The 13,743-nt window shown below is 44.3% G+C and carries 16 protein-coding genes; 3 read left to right on the top strand and 13 right to left on the bottom strand.

What is annotated here, in order from left to right; translation table 11 throughout:
* Window positions 1–60 precede the first annotated feature (60 nt).
* The 13 genes from AB4496_RS00840 to AB4496_RS00780 all read right to left on the bottom strand — a co-directional run bounded on the left by AB4496_RS00840 (window position 61) and on the right by AB4496_RS00780 (window position 10,948).
* Window positions 61–600 carry a DUF3833 domain-containing protein gene (locus AB4496_RS00840; protein WP_102257691.1) on the bottom strand — a complete coding sequence of 180 codons (540 nt, stop codon included), beginning with the start codon at window positions 598–600 and terminating at the stop codon, window positions 61–63.
* Window positions 597–1,184, bottom strand: a complete 588-nt coding sequence (locus tag AB4496_RS00835; protein ID WP_102257690.1) for a chalcone isomerase family protein — start codon at window positions 1,182–1,184, stop codon at window positions 597–599. The genes AB4496_RS00840 and AB4496_RS00835 overlap by 4 nt, the downstream gene beginning before the upstream one ends.
* A gap of 3 nt (window positions 1,185–1,187) precedes the next feature.
* Window positions 1,188–1,709 carry a DUF2878 domain-containing protein gene (locus tag AB4496_RS00830; RefSeq protein WP_102257689.1) on the bottom strand — a complete coding sequence of 174 codons (522 nt, stop codon included), beginning with the start codon at window positions 1,707–1,709 and terminating at the stop codon, window positions 1,188–1,190.
* Window positions 1,687–2,967 carry a cyclopropane-fatty-acyl-phospholipid synthase family protein gene (locus AB4496_RS00825; protein ID WP_102257688.1) on the bottom strand — a complete coding sequence of 427 codons (1,281 nt, stop codon included), beginning with the start codon at window positions 2,965–2,967 and terminating at the stop codon, window positions 1,687–1,689. Before AB4496_RS00825 ends, AB4496_RS00830 begins: the two co-directional genes overlap by 23 nt.
* Before the next feature lie 100 nt (window positions 2,968–3,067).
* Complete coding sequence (locus AB4496_RS00820) at window positions 3,068–3,883, bottom strand: DUF1365 domain-containing protein (RefSeq protein WP_102257687.1); 816 nt, start codon at window positions 3,881–3,883, stop codon at window positions 3,068–3,070.
* Window positions 3,880–5,151 carry an NAD(P)/FAD-dependent oxidoreductase gene (locus AB4496_RS00815; protein WP_102257686.1) on the bottom strand — a complete coding sequence of 424 codons (1,272 nt, stop codon included), beginning with the start codon at window positions 5,149–5,151 and terminating at the stop codon, window positions 3,880–3,882. Before AB4496_RS00815 ends, AB4496_RS00820 begins: the two co-directional genes overlap by 4 nt.
* A gap of 2 nt (window positions 5,152–5,153) precedes the next feature.
* Window positions 5,154–5,885 (bottom strand): SDR family NAD(P)-dependent oxidoreductase, encoded by a 732-nt coding sequence (locus AB4496_RS00810; RefSeq protein WP_102257685.1) that lies wholly within the window; start codon window positions 5,883–5,885, stop codon window positions 5,154–5,156.
* On the bottom strand, window positions 5,885–6,316 hold the full coding sequence (locus AB4496_RS00805) for a nuclear transport factor 2 family protein (protein WP_017090021.1): 432 nt from the start codon (window positions 6,314–6,316) through the stop codon (window positions 5,885–5,887). Before AB4496_RS00805 ends, AB4496_RS00810 begins: the two co-directional genes overlap by 1 nt.
* Window positions 6,317–6,330: 14 nt before the next feature.
* Window positions 6,331–7,746, bottom strand: a complete 1,416-nt coding sequence (phrB, locus tag AB4496_RS00800) for a deoxyribodipyrimidine photo-lyase (protein WP_102257684.1) — start codon at window positions 7,744–7,746, stop codon at window positions 6,331–6,333.
* Window positions 7,743–8,690 carry a DUF523 and DUF1722 domain-containing protein gene (locus AB4496_RS00795; RefSeq protein ID WP_017097810.1) on the bottom strand — a complete coding sequence of 316 codons (948 nt, stop codon included), beginning with the start codon at window positions 8,688–8,690 and terminating at the stop codon, window positions 7,743–7,745. The genes phrB and AB4496_RS00795 overlap by 4 nt, the downstream gene beginning before the upstream one ends.
* Window positions 8,691–8,866: 176 nt before the next feature.
* On the bottom strand, window positions 8,867–9,577 hold the full coding sequence (locus AB4496_RS00790; RefSeq protein ID WP_102248804.1) for a ChrR family anti-sigma-E factor: 711 nt from the start codon (window positions 9,575–9,577) through the stop codon (window positions 8,867–8,869).
* A complete protein-coding gene (locus AB4496_RS00785; RefSeq protein ID WP_009846090.1) occupies window positions 9,570–10,217 on the bottom strand; it encodes a sigma-70 family RNA polymerase sigma factor in 648 nt (215 codons plus the stop codon). Before AB4496_RS00785 ends, AB4496_RS00790 begins: the two co-directional genes overlap by 8 nt.
* A gap of 110 nt (window positions 10,218–10,327) precedes the next feature.
* Window positions 10,328–10,948: an LON peptidase substrate-binding domain-containing protein gene (locus tag AB4496_RS00780; protein ID WP_102248805.1), complete on the bottom strand. Its 621-nt coding sequence runs from the start codon at window positions 10,946–10,948 to the stop codon at window positions 10,328–10,330.
* Between the two features lie 310 nt (window positions 10,949–11,258).
* On the opposite strand from AB4496_RS00780, the gene AB4496_RS00775 reads away from it, so the two are divergent.
* The 3 genes from AB4496_RS00775 to AB4496_RS00765 form a co-directional block, all read left to right on the top strand.
* Entirely contained in the window at window positions 11,259–11,645 is a 387-nt protein-coding gene (locus tag AB4496_RS00775; protein ID WP_017070218.1) for a tautomerase family protein, read from the top strand.
* 266 nt (window positions 11,646–11,911) lie between these two features.
* On the top strand, window positions 11,912–13,090 hold the full coding sequence (locus tag AB4496_RS00770) for an O-antigen ligase (protein ID WP_102257683.1): 1,179 nt from the start codon (window positions 11,912–11,914) through the stop codon (window positions 13,088–13,090).
* Between the two features lie 78 nt (window positions 13,091–13,168).
* Window positions 13,169–13,743 (top strand): acyltransferase family protein (locus AB4496_RS00765; protein WP_372130491.1); only part of this gene is annotated, 575 nt, incomplete at its 3' end.

Below are 13,743 nucleotides of genomic sequence, written 5' to 3'. Positions count from 1 at the left end.
GTACTGTAGTTATCGATGAAGTTAACGATTGGAAACTGACAATTAGAAACGGCAGTTACATCAAATCTTCTCGATGTATAAGATGACCTCTCCGACTTTAAAGCCAAATTTAGACATCTCAGTTTTGTTGAACAAGCGTTTGTCGTCCATCAAGAACATCCAGTCGTCTAGCACCACTTCATAGGTGCTGCCGTCGACTTCGATTTCTAAGTCGTATTTCCAATACAGAGCAGAACCTAGAGTCTCGCCATAAGCGGTACCGACTACATCATTAGCGGTACCCGAATAGGTGTTTTCGCCGGTTTTTAACAGGTTCCAAACGCGTGTTGAGCGTTCGCCATCAGCAAAAGAAAACCACTCTTTGATTTCTCCTTTGTCACCGTCCCAGGTCGCGACGAGCTTAGCGTCAAAACGGCGTAGTAGGTTACCAGAACGGTCAAGCACGATGCCGTAGGCCATCAATTCACCGTCAAAGAAGGTTTCCAGCTTGAGCTCTGGCGTGGTGTCTGCGTGATTCTCTAAACTTGCAGAGCCACAACCTGTTAGCCAAGTGAGTGAAAACAGTGCCAAAGCAAATTTTATTGTTGTTTTTGGATTCATTTGTTCAAACCTAATAGTTGTTTGCGTAGACCGGGCTCAGAGGTGTTTTCAGATAACCAAATGGCTAGGAAAGCGTCACCAAACTGCTTGTCTTGAATGATACCGATAGGCTGCTCATCGAAGTAAAAACGACTCACGTTGTCTTCGGTTACGCGGATAGTGAGTGTGCTTCCTGCTTCTACGTTGGGCCACATCTCGTATAGAGGCTTCAACCAACGTTGGATATTGTTGTTGGAGTAACCAAGTTTGCTCCATTGATCTTGGGTAGCATCAACGAGGTCTTTGCTGTCAATCGCACGGTAATATTCAAGCTTTAACGCGCGTTCAGAATTGGTTGGGGTCGCGTAGAATTCAGCTGAGTAGAGTGTCCAAAACAGGTAGCTCATCTCACCTTGGCCGCGTTTGCTTAGATTATCTACAGCGGAAGCTTTAGCGCTTCCTGCGAATAGCAGTGCCGCGCAAATGAGGGTTAAGGTGACTAAGCTAAATAGTCGATTTCTTGATTGCTCGCTTGCTTGTGTGCGAACGCGACTATTATCGCTCTTAGAATTGAGCGCTTGCGTAGGGTTGCGTGGAAAAGCCATAAGTCACCTCGTTGTTGCCATTTTGGGTTGTACTAAGTTGGAGTAAGCGGCCACCAGTAAGGGCAACAAAATCCCCCAACTTAATGCAAGGGCAGCTAGCACCGATGCATCTGGCCAAGTAGTAAGAAGGGCGCCTGCTTTGATGCCTCCCCAATAACTACTAGTACCTGCTACGAACCCTATGACAAACAAGATCACTTTTGAGCATTTTAAAAGCCAATTCAGGCTGTGATTGAAACTGATTAAGAACATGATCCACAGGCAAATGAGCCAAACTGGAAACCAAGATTGATTAGCAATTTCAGAGTCGACGGCAAAAATACCGAAGTGGAGCATGAGGCTATCAAGCAATAGCCCCAATGGTAATAAGACGAGTATTTTCAAGTCGCTACTGCGAGTTGGAGAGAGAAGGAAGTGAACCACCACGATCAATGGCGTGACGAACGGGGCTTGCGCGGTAAAGAAGGCGCTGCAAACCCAGGTCGCTTGAAACAGAACGAGATTAATAATCCAAAACCGTTTCATCTTTTGCTCCAAAGTAACGAGGTTTTCTTGCGACAAGGTGATGAGTACTGATCACGCGCTCTAGGAATGCCCCTTCGCAGTAACAGAAGTAGAAAACCCAAAGGCGTTTAAACTCTTCTGAATAGCCTAATGACTCGAGCTCTTCCCAGCTGTTTTCAAAGGCGACGTTCCAGTCGTTGAGTGTTCGAGCGTAGTGAAGGCCAATGTCATCAATTTCTTGGACGACAAGGTCGGTGCTGGTGGCAAGATGTTGAGTCATCACGGCAACCGAAGGTAAACAACCTCCGGGGAAGATGTACTTCTGAATAAAGTCGACGCCTTTACGGTATTTATCATAACGACTGTCGGCAATGGTAATCGCTTGAATCAGCATTTTTCCTGAAGGCTTCAACAGAGAAGAGCACTTTTCAAAGAAGGTTTGCAGATATTCATGTCCGACCGCTTCTATCATCTCGATAGACACCAACTTGTCATACTCACCAGAGAGGTTGCGATAATCCTCTTTCAGTAGGGTGATTTTGTCGGTTAAGCCGAGTGCTTTGACTCGCTGTTCTGCCAGCTCGTGCTGAGCATCTGAAATGGTAGTGGTCGTAACGTGACAGCCGTAGTGCTGAGCCATAAATATCGCTAATCCGCCCCAGCCAGTGCCTATCTCAACCACGTTATCTGATTCAGACAGCTCTAAACGCTCACAGATGGTTTTCATTTTGTTCTGTTGTGCTTTCGACAGAGTTAACGCATCTTCGCTGTAGATAGCAGAAGAGTATTGCATTGAGCTGTCTAGGAAGCGCTCATATAGCTCGTTACCGATGTCGTAGTGGGCGAGAATGTTACGTTTAGAGCCTTGCTCTGTGTTGGCGTTCCTACGGCGTAGCAGTAGATTTTTGATTCGTGAAATCCATTGCGTCTTGTCATCAAGCTCGTCTAACTGTGCTTGATTTCGAGCCATGATTTGAATGACTTTGGTGAGATCTGGGCTGGTCCATTTTCCATCAATGTAGGCCTCAGATGCACCAATACTGCCGCTCATTACTACATCTCGATAAAAGCTCGCATCATGGATAACGATTTGAGCGCTTAAAGTCGCTTCTCTGTTTCCGAACACCGAATGCTTGTCTCGTTCTATTACTTCGAGTTTTGCGAATTGCAGACGTTCTAGAACCTTGAAAATTAGAGCTCGATATTTGCAGTTGCTTGAAACAGCAACGGCTTTAGCTTGTTGTTCTACGTTGTTGTTTTGTTTTGCAAGCTGTTCCATGGAAACCTCGCTGAGAAATTGTTTTAAATTTAGTTTTACTGGCTGATGGTTAGAACTGCTGGTCTCGTTAGGCCAACCCAAGCCTTCAATTTAGACGTCTTTAAGGCGTTTTAGACGCTGAGTCTGGATGCGCCACAAACGGTACTTTTTTCAGAAATAATTTGAGAGCCTGAAAATAGATACCCATTACAACCTTGATTGTCATTGCTGGGATCCGCAGTACCGTTTTCCTAATGTTTGCTTTTGTTACCGACTGCTTTGAGAGTGCTAGTGTGGCATCAAAAATCTTGTCGCTACGATGACTCTCGATGTGTACTAACGTCCGTTTCGTTGGTGGCTTTATTTTCCACAAGTAGTTCATGTCTAAATCCATGAACGGTGAAACGTGAAACTCTTTTTTTACTTTCAACTCTTTGTGCATGTCGATGAGATAATAGTGTCTTTCTCGCCAAGGCGTGTTGCTCACTTCGGCCAACATGTAGCGACAATCACCAGTCTCGTCGTAACAGAAAAAACAGTTGATTGGGCTGAAATAAATCCCTAAACAACGGCACTGAGCCAGCATCGTCACACGGTTTGATTCAGACCAAACCCCACCAAGATGTTGTACTTTGGATGCTATACGTTGCTTGAGTGGTTTAGGTTCATCAGTCGTGACATTTTCTTTTTTTTCAGCGAGATAATCCGATTCGACAAAGCGAATCGGGTTGTACCACTGAGTACCGAATAAGCGACTGCGAGTGGTTGTTTGAGGGATTTCATCGAGATCTAATCCCATCATGTACAACTGGTAGCTAAATTCATGAGTAATATCGCCAAAGCGGCGGTGGCGTACGTTGCCCCAGTAAATGCCGCTGAGCTCTTCACTCTTTTCGGATGCTATCCCCATGTCGGATATGATGGTGTGAGTGTTCATCGTACTGAACTCGTGCTCAAATCTAGGCCAAAGCGCTTAGTCACATCGAGTGCACTGTGGACACCGTCTTCATGGAAGCCGTTGTACCAGTATGCGCCGGCGAAGTGCGTCTGGTTTTTGCCACAAATCTGCTCACGCTTGTGCTGAGCTTCGACCGTGTTCGAGTTAAGCACCGGATGATGATAAACAAAGCTGCGAATGATTTTTTCTGGGTCGATGGCTTCGCTCTGATTCAAGGTGACGCAGAAGGTGTCCTGGCTTTCGATGCCTTGCAGAATGTTCATGTTGTATGTCACACAGGCAGGTCGTTTACTATCGCCATCCAACATGTAGTTCCAACTTGCCCATGCAAGCTTTCTGTCTGGTAACAATCGGGTATCGGTGTGTAGAACCACTTCATTACGGCTGTATGGGATCTCGCCTAGAACCTGTTGCTCTTGCTCTGTCGCATCGCCGAGTAAACGTAACGCTTGGTCTGAGTGACAAGCAAATATCACTTCGTCGAAGTCTTGTGTAGCGCCATCTTCAAATTCAATCGTGACGCCCGCTTCATTGCGAGTGACTTGTTTGATCGATGTGTTCAAAGCGACGGATTTGTTCAAGCGTGAAAGGATGATTTCAACGTAAGAGCGCGACCCTTTAGGAATTACATACCATTGTGGACGGTTCGCGATGTCGAGTAGCCCGTGGTTGTAGAAGAATTGAATGAAGAATTTAAGCTCAAATTCTTCCATTTCCTCTAAGCTTGTCGACCAAATTGCTGCGCCCATCGGTAGGATGTAATGCTGGCTGAAAAAGTCGGAAAACTGGTTTTCACGTAGGAAGTTGCCCAAGGTAACATCCGGTGTGAACTCGTTACTTTCGAATTGAGCCTTACACAGTTTGTTGAACTTGAGGATGTCAGACACTAAAGACCAGAACTGAGGTTTGAAGATGTTACTCCTCTGCGCGAATAACGAATTGATGCTATGGCCGTTGTATTCGAATTTAGTTGTGGTGTTGTGTACGCTGAAGCTCATTTCGGTCGGTTGCCTTTCAACACCGAGTTGTGCGAGTAGCTGATTGAAATTCGGGTAGGTTCGATCGTTGAATACTATGAAACCTGTATCTATCGAAAACGCCGAGCCTTGATGTTCAATATCAACGGTAGCGGTGTGGCCCCCAACATAATCGTTCTTTTCGAATACGGTCACGTCGTGGTGCTTATCTAATATGTGTGCGCAAGTCAGTCCAGAGATGCCTGAACCTATAATGGCGATTTTCTTCATTGTTATACCATCCTTGAAGCGAGTTTTTGCCAAACTGGAGTTGGAAGCATTCTTAGTAGCTTCATCAACATGATGAATCGTCTTGGGAAATCGATTTCACTCTTTCCTTGAGCAATACCATTTACGATTCGCTGAGTTGCGGCCTCACTACTAATAATCATAGGCATAGAGAAGGTATTTCGCTCGGTTAATGGCGTTTCAACAAAGCCTGGGTGCACAATTGAGACATGAATATTGTGCTCGGCCAGATCAACCGACAGTGTTCTGCCTAAGTAGGTGAGGGCTGCCTTTGAAGCGCCATAAGCCTCGGCTCTTGGCAAAGGTAAAAAGCTGGCGCTGGAGCTTACTAAAACCAAACGGCCGCCCGGCTTAATGTTTTTTAACCAGGCTTTAAGGGCGTAGCCAATTGAAATTAGATTGATGTTGATGACGCGCTCGAAAAGCTCGGCATCAAAATTCACGGGGTCGTTGATGTACTCACAATCACCCGCGTTCAAGATCAGTAGGTCGAGCTGCTTATCTTGTTCGAGTGCAGGGAAATTGTGGTAATCGGTCAAATCAAAACAGAGTGGGTCAATTGACGAGTGCGATAAGTCTGTCTCGTGAGAATCAACCAAGGCTTGCAGCTTGTCTGGGTTACGGCCACAAGCAATCACCTGATGCCCTTGTTGAGCATAATCGATAGCGAGTGATTGGCCGATGCCTGAGGTCGCGCCTGTGATCATAATACGCATTATTGGCTCGCTCTCTTTTTGATGGATTTGATGGCGCAGCCCAGAACTGGAATGTGTTCATACAACATAGAGCCGACATCAAGATAGTCTCTGTGATAGACCACTTGACCGTCGAGCATCTTAAGGTGACTGTGTCCTTGCACTTCGATTGGCTTTTGCCCATTTAATTGCTTGTGAGCAAACTGCATCGTCCAATACACCGAAGCTTCGTCGTTCACTTCGAAAGTGTGTTCGATATGAAAGTAACAGCTCGTTACCTGGGTGTAGAGGTTCTCGAAGTAGTGCGTAAGCGCCGAAATACCGCTGACATGATGCAGCGGGTCTTGGAATTCAATATCAGGGTGATAAACTGTCTTAAGCACGTCGAAATTGTCGGTTCCGAGTTCTCGATACATGTTGAGAAAGTTATCAAGCCATAGAGAGTTATCCATAATATTCACTCTAATTATTTGAAGAAGGCTAAGGCTCTCAATCGTGCTTCTTTGTGCTCAACGATGGGTTGCCAGTATTCGCTGTCTATTCCGTTTTTAGCGATAAAGTCATGTGGGAAATGCACATGCTTATCTGGGATATTTTGCAGCTCTGGTATGTACTTACGAATAAAAATTCCTTTTGGATCAAACTTTTCACTCTGAGTGATTGGATTGAAAATTCGAAAGTAGGGTTGAGCATCACAGCCAGTACTTGAGGCCCACTGCCAGCCACCATTATTCGCGCTGAAATCACCATCGATAAGGTGCGACATAAAGAAACGCTCACCCCAACGCCAATCGATCAGCAGGTGCTTGGTTAGGAAGCTTGCCACCACCATTCTTAGCCTGTTGTGCATCCAGCCTGTCTCAACCAATTGACGCATTGCTGCATCAACTAATGGGTAGCCTGTTTTTCCTTCGCACCACGCTTTAAAGCTCGGGTTGTCGTGATACCAATCTAAGCCGTTGTATTTCTGCTGAAAGTTAGCGCCTTTAACCAGTTTAGGATGGTGGAACATCAAATGCTTATAAAAATCTCGCCAAATCAATTCGTTGAGCCAACAAAAGGCCGGTAATTGCGTATCAAATAACAGATCGGGTTGTTGCTGAATCAATTGAATCGCTAACCAACGTGGGCTCACTGCGCCAATTGCTAAATAAGGTGATAGGCCCGATGTTCCTTTAACTGAGGGAATATCTCTCAGACGTGCGTAGTCGTTGACTTTATTGCCTAAGAAATTGGGGATCACATTGCCCAATACATCTTGGCTTAATGGCCAGCGACTTGAATCAACACGAGGAAAGTCGAAATCATAGCCAGCGGAGAGGGTTAAGGCTTGTAAGTCGTCAGGAAGCTGTGTTTGTGAACGTTCAGTCGGCACGACAGGAGCTGGACTGCAGATGATGCCTTTCACCTGAACTTCTTTTAACCAAGCGTTCTTAAAGGGCGTAAAGACTTTGAACATCTCGCCTTGTTTGTTGAGAACGCTACCGAGTGGCAGCATAACGTCACAATCGCTGATCTTGAGGTTTAGGCCGCTTGAAATCAGCTCTTTATCGCGAGCTTGTTCATCGACCTCTGGTTCAGAGTTAGCGTAGACGCACTTGGCATCAAGCTGCTGGCACAAATCGATGAGCTGTTTGGATTGGTCGTCAAAGTCGCTAGCTTTCAGGTGAAGCAACGTTATCCCGAATTCAGCGAGCTGGGAATCGAGTTGTTTTAGATGACGATAGATAAAATCAGCTTTGATTGGCGCAAGATGGTGTTGCTGCCACGTTTGAGGTGTCGAAATGAAAACGGCGGTCGTTACGCCGTTTTCAACTGCCGAGAGGAGCGCTGGGTTATCGTGAATCCGCAGGTCTCGTCTTATCCATAGAATGTCGCTCAATATCCGTATCTCAGTTTAAGTTCTTGTGGGTGCGGGTTTAGGTAAACCTGTGATTCAAGGTACTCGTTTGGGTATTCCATCAAGTAGTGGTTGATCAGTGTTAGTGGAACTAACAGAGGAACTAGCCCTTCTCTGAATGATGAAATCTGATTCGTGAGCTCTTGTTTGTGAGCGCTGCTCAGTTGTTTCTTAAAGTAACCTTGTAAGTGATGCAGAGTATTAGCATGACTGCCGCGGTTTGCATGGTGCATTAGCGCCGTCATCAGACCTTCGATGTACTTTTCAGCCAGCTCATCAATCTCTAAATCGTTACTCGCTAAAAGTTTGCCTAGGCTCTTATAGCCTTCAATGTGGTGACACATTACCAGGTACTTGTGAGCGCTGTGGAATTGAATCAGCTTGTGTTTAGTTACGCCTTCGTCAACAAGGTTGAGCCACTTCTGATAAGTGAAGACACGTGTCATGAAGTTTTCGCGCAAAATAGGGTCATTGAGGCGACCATTCTCTTCAACTGGAAGTAATGGGTTGCCTTCCATCACTTGTTTGGTGAACATGCCTACGCCTGTCGATTCAGAGCCGCGACCGTGGTGGTGGTACACTTTTACTCTTTCCATACCGCAGGTTGGGCTTTTTTGACACACAATGAATCCTGCGATGTGCTGGTTGCTCTTTGAATAGTTTTGTCCAAACTCGATCAGATCATTGGTCACATCACCAGAACCGTCAGGTCTAGAAACGTGAATGATATTGTCTAGCTGACGAACTTGGCGAATGGTTGGGCGAGGTGTTGGAAGACCCACTGCCATTTCTGGGCATACTGGTTCTAGTTCAACATAATCTGCAAGGTCATCTGTACAAAAACGAGAGCGTTTGTGACCTGTATCGAAACGTACCTTATGTCCTGCAACACAAGCACTAATGCCTATTTTAATTTTCTTTTCCATTGGCCAACTCCTTTGCTCTTGCTTTGAGCTATTTATTATATTTCAACATTGCTAATCGTACTTACAGAGCCGGGTGTGTTTTAAGTCTCAACAGCGTTGATGTTTTAAGCCAGATGTATTTGACGATATACAGGATAACTTCATGCCATCCTGTATATTTATAGCGTGCAACAGGGTTAATAGATATATTTACCGAGTGGATTGAATAACTGGCTCACACCTTTTGTGAAGTAAAGCGCATCACTTGAAACAGTTAAACACACACAGCCTTCTTTAGTCGCAGGTTGGTGGGTGTGTTCTCCATCTAACCAGATGAAATCGCCTTTGTTGTAGACGCCCATTTCGTCTTCGAAACTGCCTTCTAAAAGAAGCGTGATCTCGAAGCCTTTGTGGGTGTGGCAAGGAACTTGTCCATCTTTGTCGATGTGCAGCAAGCTGGTGTGGTGTGCTTCGTCGTCAAAATCGAGTCGCGCTCGCGAAATTTTGCCTAAGTTCATCCAGTCTTTTCTCGCCACTGAGTTCAACGCGCGAGGAATAGTGAACGTGGTGTCTGCAACCGTAACTTGCTGAACTTCGGGTGTCACTTCGATAGCTTGAGATGAATCAGCAGTGATTTGAGCAATCGTATCAAAATCAAACTCTCCATCATCGGATAGGAACGCGTCCATTTCGCTGTCAGAAAGTTGAAGCCCTGAGGTATCGCTTTCAAAGGCAGATGTATCGCTTTCAAAGACAGTGTCAGCAGCTTGCGCCGTCAGCATGCTCACTTGTTTTTGGCAGTGTGCACAAAGCTCTACATGGCTAGAAACAATCAGAGAAACCGAATCCGCTAGATTGCCATCGACAAAATCTTTCAAGATTGCCGCATTTGGGTGATGTTTAATCATGGTCTTGTTCCCCCATGTGAACTTTTAGTTTGGCGAGTGCGAGTCTTAGACGTGATTTAACAGTTCCAAGCGGGACATCGAGTTGTTGGGCGAGCTGCTCTTGCGATAACTCTTGGAAGTAGACACCTTTCACAATGGTTTTTTGAGCGAGAGGCAACTTTTCGATTTGAGTCATTACATGACGGCTCATTAGATGATCGCCAAACTGAAGCTGATCACTTTGTGATTCGGCTACCATGGCGTCAATTGGCCAAATGTCGTCAGCGATGGTTTGCTCTGCTTTCGCTTTTACCTTTCTTAACATATCAAAGGCGGCGTTCCGCATAACGGTATAAACCCAAGTGGTTGCTGCGCCTTTCTCTTCGTTGTAGAGATGCGCTTTCTTCCAAACGTTGGTCATCGTGTCTTGGACTAGCTCGTTGGCAGCGGCTTCACCGCCCAACTTACTGATGCCAAAACGCTTGATTTTGGGAGCAAAGAATTTAAACAAGCAAGTAAATGCCTGCTTATCTCTGTCTGAACCAACCAAAATCAGCCAGCTTGAGAGCTCTGTAGGTACCTTACTTTCGGTAGGTAGTTTGTTGTCGGGGATAATGACATGCTCCTTGCCGTTCCCTGTTCTTCTGCTTTCCACTTGCATAGTAATCAACCATCATGCGAATTTGATAGACACTACGTGGAGAGTGAGAGTAGGGATCACTTTATTTTAAATTAATTTCTACTATACAAAATTATAGTGAATAAAAGTGCTTATTGCCCTGTAATGATTTGATTCAAAAAGGGAACTAAAGACGGAAAACTAGCGGGTTCTGTGAATTTGGTTTTCTTTTCCAATGGGATAGGCATCATTTCGAGGAGTCGAGCACAGATCCATTGAGGACTTTCAAAGTCAGGAGTGGGGTAAAGTGCTCTGATTGAATCGTGTTCTCGAAACAACTCGACAAGAAACGCAGTCACCACGTTCGGCACCTTATAGCTGTGTTGTGGCCAATGAGGCAAAGGGCGGAAATCACTTTTGATTAGGTCATCAGTGTCGCGGAAGGAGGAGTGAAGCTGCACCAACTGTTCGCCTTCAACATCGATTTCCAAGATTTGATCATCGGACATATTGAAATCGACAATAGACACTTTTGTCCCCCAAGAACTCAGACGTTCGGAGTTGGTGTCGTCCTGAGTCGCAATGATGAAGCCGTCTCCTTGCGCAGCATGAGCGACCATTTTCAAATACTTGGGTTCGAAAATACGCAGTCTTTGTCTGCCCCTTGGCAAAATGAATAACGGGAGAGGAAACACCGCAAGCTCTTGAGAAGTCTCTACGGGTGTTTCTGATTCGGTTTCTATCCGTGTGATCTTCTCAGCTGAATTCGGCACATAGCACTCCTTAGTTCATACATGATTGAGTCTGTACGGATTTGATTCGTACGTAATTCAGAGATGTATACGCGTGCTCGTTGAAGTTCGATCAATGTGGGGTGATGTATTGAACAGGAAGTTAGAGAGAGGGAGACATGGTTTTTTGTCGCGTTTATTCGCAATTCAATCGGTTTAACCTTTTTTAACTTACGGCATTAGGTAATATGGGTTAAGAATTAGTCAATGGGTAGATAACAAGTGACACGCTTATCTTACGTTGTTTATTTCTTAGTTCTTCTTTACCTGACATCACATCAAAGGAATGGTCATGATCGTTATTTATGGTATCAAAGAGTGCTTAAATCCGATTAAGTTACAGCTTTCTAATGTCTTACAACAATGTTTGAACAGTGAGATGGGGTTACCTGATGACAAACGAGCGCATCGGTTTGTACCATTAGAAAGAGATGATTTCTTTTATCCCGAAGGGCGAACAGAAGCTTATACCGTCATAGAAATTAATATGATGGAAGGGCGAGCGGTGAACACCAAAAAGCGCCTGATTAAGAAGATATTTTCTGAAATAGAAAAGCAGCTGGCCATCTCTCCCATTGATATCGAGATTACCATTAAGGAACAGCCATCGCATTGCTGGGGCTTTCGAGGCATGACTGGCGATGAAGCCCAAGATCTTAAATATAAAGTAAAGGTCTAGGGTTTAAGCTCCTAACTCCTAACTCCTAACTCCTAATACGTAAGACAGAAGGCTTAAGCTAACCTATCTAGTCGTGGTTTTGGAGTTTGATGCCAAAGCCGTTAGATGGGCTGAGTTTGGACATATGAATTTTAGGTAAATGATTCATAGACAATGCCCTAAAGCGACTAGTTTCTTTGTTTTCCGCTGTATGTCACTACAGTTCGTTTGCGACAGTGGCAAGTTTGTTTTAGAGTGCAACTCTTCTCAGCATTTTTAGATTAGTTATGGTTAGAATCAACACGAATTTAATTCAAAAGATACTCATTACACTGCCTTTGTTTTGGATTGTTACCGTTCAGGTGTGGTTAGGTCAGGGGAGTAAGCCTCTTGCGGGTATCACTTTATTGATTGCGGCCTGTTGTGCTCTTTTGTACCGAAAAAACAAGGAGAAGCATGACTGGTTTGAAGATGGCTGGGTGTGGATACTGCTCTTGCTCTCTATTTTTTCCACTATATCTTACGAGTTGCATGGTTTCAGTAGTCAAGAATTGAGGGCAACGTTGATTGCTCTGGTATTTTTCCTTTTTTATCGAAATGGCTTTGTTAAGTTATCAGGTATACAGAACTTATGTTTCACTTCTGTTGTCAGTACAACCGTCCTTGTTGCTTACTATATCTTTTTTCTCTCTGGGGATCGGGGGAGCTTGCCGTCTAATGCTCTTGTTATAGCTTCAATTCAAGGCTTCTCTGTCATTTTATTGCTCGCACTTGGGTGTGTTTCGTATGAAGGGAAAAGGCTCAAGACAATGGCTATCTTGGCATTTATAGGTTTTCTATCCATGTTTTTGGTGGGGTCAAGAGGGCCTCTATTAGCCGTAATTAGTATTGCTTTAGTTGTTCTATTCAAAATGATGATACAACATCGTCAGCACAAGACGCTGTTTGCTGTTAGTGTCATTGTCATTTTCTCTGTGTTTTTGATGTCGAAATATGAAGTGGTAAGTAAACGTATTGACTATAGCTTGCATGAGTACCATGAGATATCGCAAGGCAACATGGATACTTCCATAGGCTTAAGATTACAAATGTATCAAGCAGGGTTCGATTTCTTTGTGGATAGCCCCTTGCTAGGCATTGGAGGTGATAAAGAAGCGCAATTAGATAAACTCTCATTCACGCCAACAAATTCGGGTAAGAGATTTATCGTTAATGCGCATCTTCATAACAACTATATTGATAAAGCGGCTTCATCCGGTTTGGTAGGCATTGCCCTTCTTATGCTTAGCTTGATGTACCCTTTGTTTAATTCAAGCTACAAGCTATCGCCCATTGTATTGTTACCGGTCGTTTATTTTTCTTTGATGTGTCTATTCGATTCACCTTTCAGGAATGGTGATTTAGCTGTCATGTACTTTGTGTTTATTGGAGTACTACTAAAACTGCAAGTGAGAAAAGAAGCGTAATGAAACTAGCGTATTACGCTAATTTCATTGTGGGTAGTTTTAGTGCGTTTATTGATTTAAGGTTATAACGAACAAATAATGAATAAAAATTTCAGGTATGACATCAATGCATTACGTGCATTAGCTGTCTCAATCGTCGTCATTTTCCATTTTTTTCCGGGTTTTATCACTGGCGGCTTTTTAGGTGTGGATGTGTTTTTTGTCATTTCAGGTTTCCTGATGACAAAAATTATCATGTCGAGTTTGGAAACTAATACCTTCTCATTAAAGGACTTTTATTTAGCGAGAGCAAAACGCATTATTCCTGCCTTAGCGGTTATGTGCCTTGTTGTGTTACTCGTTGGCATTATTTACCTAGACCCTTGGGCGTTAAGAAAATTAGGTAAGCATATTCTCACCAGTGTCGGGTTTGTTTCTAACCATACCTATTTAAAAGAGTCGGGATACTTTGATGTGGCCGCGCAAAGCAAGTGGTTACTTCACACTTGGTCTTTATCCGTAGAATGGCAATTCTATGTATTATATCCTCTTGTTTTAATGGCGACCTACAAGTTATTCGGAGCTAAAGGTGCAGCCGTTGCTATTGGAACGACTCTAATCGGAAGTCTAGCTTATAACTATGCGTATTTAGGGAGCTCGGCTTCTTATTACAC

Origin of the sequence: Vibrio sp. 10N.222.46.A1 (assembly GCF_041473595.1) — a bacterium.
In the GTDB taxonomy this organism is placed as follows: Bacteria; Pseudomonadota; Gammaproteobacteria; order Enterobacterales; family Vibrionaceae; genus Vibrio; species Vibrio tasmaniensis_A.
This window is presented reverse-complemented; position numbering and strand designations above follow the sequence as displayed.

Coding starts and splice junctions, on each gene's coding strand:
- AB4496_RS00815 (WP_102257686.1), bottom strand. CDS start 5,151: ATGAAGAAAATCGCCATTATAGGTTCAGGCATCTCTGGACTGACTTGC.
- AB4496_RS00795 (WP_017097810.1), bottom strand. CDS start 8,690: ATGGAAAAGAAAATTAAAATAGGCATTAGTGCTTGTGTTGCAGGACAT.
- AB4496_RS00805 (WP_017090021.1), bottom strand. CDS start 6,316: ATGGATAACTCTCTATGGCTTGATAACTTTCTCAACATGTATCGAGAA.
- AB4496_RS00830 (WP_102257689.1), bottom strand. CDS start 1,709: ATGAAACGGTTTTGGATTATTAATCTCGTTCTGTTTCAAGCGACCTGG.
- AB4496_RS00820 (WP_102257687.1), bottom strand. CDS start 3,883: ATGAACACTCACACCATCATATCCGACATGGGGATAGCATCCGAAAAG.
- AB4496_RS00770 (WP_102257683.1), top strand. CDS start 11,912: ATGGTTAGAATCAACACGAATTTAATTCAAAAGATACTCATTACACTG.
- AB4496_RS00785 (WP_009846090.1), bottom strand. CDS start 10,217: ATGCAAGTGGAAAGCAGAAGAACAGGGAACGGCAAGGAGCATGTCATT.
- AB4496_RS00775 (WP_017070218.1), top strand. CDS start 11,259: ATGATCGTTATTTATGGTATCAAAGAGTGCTTAAATCCGATTAAGTTA.
- AB4496_RS00835 (WP_102257690.1), bottom strand. CDS start 1,184: ATGGCTTTTCCACGCAACCCTACGCAAGCGCTCAATTCTAAGAGCGAT.
- AB4496_RS00810 (WP_102257685.1), bottom strand. CDS start 5,885: ATGCGTATTATGATCACAGGCGCGACCTCAGGCATCGGCCAATCACTC.
- AB4496_RS00840 (WP_102257691.1), bottom strand. CDS start 600: ATGAATCCAAAAACAACAATAAAATTTGCTTTGGCACTGTTTTCACTC.
- AB4496_RS00825 (WP_102257688.1), bottom strand. CDS start 2,967: ATGGAACAGCTTGCAAAACAAAACAACAACGTAGAACAACAAGCTAAA.
- AB4496_RS00790 (WP_102248804.1), bottom strand. CDS start 9,577: ATGATTAAACATCACCCAAATGCGGCAATCTTGAAAGATTTTGTCGAT.